The organism is Pseudomonas sp. R62, assembly GCF_000257605.1.
Classification (GTDB): domain Bacteria; phylum Pseudomonadota; class Gammaproteobacteria; order Pseudomonadales; family Pseudomonadaceae; genus Aquipseudomonas; species Aquipseudomonas atacamensis.
Genome location: NZ_AHZM01000821.1, coordinates 1 through 2,203, shown reverse-complemented (window position 1 = coordinate 2,203; position 2,203 = coordinate 1). Strand labels below are relative to the sequence as shown.

Annotated in this window: 2 protein-coding genes; one reads left to right on the top strand and one right to left on the bottom strand. The window is 60.8% G+C overall.

What is annotated here, in order from left to right; all coding sequences use genetic code 11:
* Positions 1–724 (bottom strand): Nif3-like dinuclear metal center hexameric protein (locus OQK_RS00240; RefSeq protein WP_016770591.1); only part of this gene is annotated, 724 nt, incomplete at its 3' end.
* Between the two features lie 104 nt (positions 725–828).
* Here OQK_RS00240 and algW point away from each other — a divergent pair.
* Positions 829–1,986 (top strand): Do family serine endopeptidase AlgW, encoded by a 1,158-nt coding sequence (algW, locus tag OQK_RS00235; protein ID WP_016770590.1) that lies wholly within the window; start codon positions 829–831, stop codon positions 1,984–1,986.
* Positions 1,987–2,203 lie beyond the last annotated feature (217 nt).

Here is a 2,203-nt window from a genome sequence, read left to right as displayed (position 1 = left end):
CAAGGGCAAAGCGCTTCGCCAGATACTCACCCAGCGCCTGCACGCCGTAGCGTTCGGTGGCGTGGTGGCCAGCGGCGATGAAGCTGATGTCGTTTTCCCGCGCACTGTGGAAAGTCTGCTCGGAGGCCTCGCCACTGATGAACAGATCGACCCCCGCCGCCACGCCCTGATCGATATAGCCCTGGCCGCCGCCGGTGCACCAACCGACGCGGCGGATCATGCCGCTGCCTTCGATCAGCAGCGGCTCGCGCCCCATGACTTCCTGCACCTTGCGCGCGAAATCCCGCGCAGTCATTGGCTCATTCAGTGAACCGACCAGCCCGACGACTTTCGGATTGCTCGGGTCGAGCGGCCCTTCGACAGTGATGTCGAGCTGACGCGCCAGTTGCACGTTGTTGCCGACGTCCGGGTGCAGATCCAGCGGCAGGTGATAGGCGAGCAGACTGATGTCGTGCTTGAGCAAGGTTTTCAAGCGGCGCTGTTTCATGCCGGTGACGCAAGGGTTTTCGCCTTTCCAGAAATAACCGTGGTGGACCAGGATAAGGTCGGCCTCGGCTTCGACGGCGGCATCGAGCAACGCCTGGCTGGCGGTGACGCCACTGACGATGCGCATCACCTGCGGGCGGCCTTCGACCTGCAAACCGTTGGGGCAATAATCGGCAATTTTCGCACTGCCCAGGTAACGGTCGGCTTCTTCGACGAGGGTGCTGAGGGCAACGGCCATGAAAGACTCCTAAATATCCCGTTCAGAGGCGCGCGCGGCCTCGTATAATGCGCGACATTATGGGCGGTCTGACCTCGCCTGCAACCTTTCCAGGAACGTGCTTAATGCTCAAGGCGCTGCGTTTTTTTGGCTGGCCGCTGTTGGCCGGTGTGCTTATCGCTCTGTTGATTATTCAGCGTTACCCCGAGTGGGTCGGGCTGCCGAGCCTCGACGTCAATCTGCAACAGGCCCCTCAGACCACGATCGTGCAGCAGGGGCCGGTGTCCTATGCGGATGCGGTGGGCATCGCCGCGCCGTCGGTGGTCAACCTGTACACCACCAAGGTCATCAACAAACCGGCGCATCCCTTGTTCGAGGATCCGCAGTTCCGCCGCTTCTTCGGTGACAATTCGCCGAAACAGAAGCGCATGGAATCGAGCCTCGGTTCCGGGGTGATCATGAGCCCGGAAGGCTACATCCTCACCAACAACCACGTCACCAGCGGCGCCGACCAGATCGTCGTGGCGCTCAAGGATGGTCGCGAGACGCTGGCACGGGTGATCGGCAGCGATCCGGAAACCGACCTAGCCGTCCTGAAAATCGACCTGAAAAACCTCCCGGCAATCACCGTCGGCCGCTCCGACAGCATTCGCATCGGCGACGTCGCGCTGGCCATCGGCAACCCGTTCGGCGTCGGCCAGACCGTGACCATGGGCATCATCAGCGCCACCGGCCGCAATCAGCTGGGCCTGAACAACTACGAAGACTTCATCCAGACCGATGCGGCGATCAACCCGGGCAACTCCGGCGGTGCGCTGGTCGATGCCAACGGCAACCTCACCGGTATCAACACGGCGATCTTTTCCAAATCCGGCGGCTCGCAAGGCATCGGCTTTGCCATTCCGGTGAAACTGGCGATGGAAGTGATGAAGTCGATCATCGAGCACGGCCAGGTGATTCGTGGCTGGCTGGGCATCGAAGTACAACCGCTGACTCAGGAGCTGGCGGAGTCGTTTGGCTTGTCCGGGCGTCCGGGGATTGTCGTCGCCGGAATCTTCCGTGACGGCCCGGCGCAGAAAGCCGGCCTGCAACTGGGCGATGTGATTCTGAGCATCGATGGCGAGCCGGCCGGCGATGGTCGCCGCTCGATGAACCAGGTGGCGCGGATCAAACCGACCGACAAGGTGACGATTCAGGTTATGCGCAACGGCAAGGAGCTGAAGCTGACGGCTGAAATCGGCCTGCGTCCACCGCCGGCACCGGTGAAAGAAAAAGAAGAGTAAAAATGTTTTCGCGCCAGTGGCGCGAATAACAGACATTCTCAACAGGCATGTTATATTGTTTCAATTCTAGCAATTGGAACAACATAACATGTCGTCTCGCAAAAAGGCCTCGCTGCTGGGCCTGACTCTGGGTTTGCTCTGCGATCCCGCCTTCGCCGATGAGCCGCAGCCCGTTGAACTGGAAGCCATCAGCGTCACTTCCGACTACGAATCACCC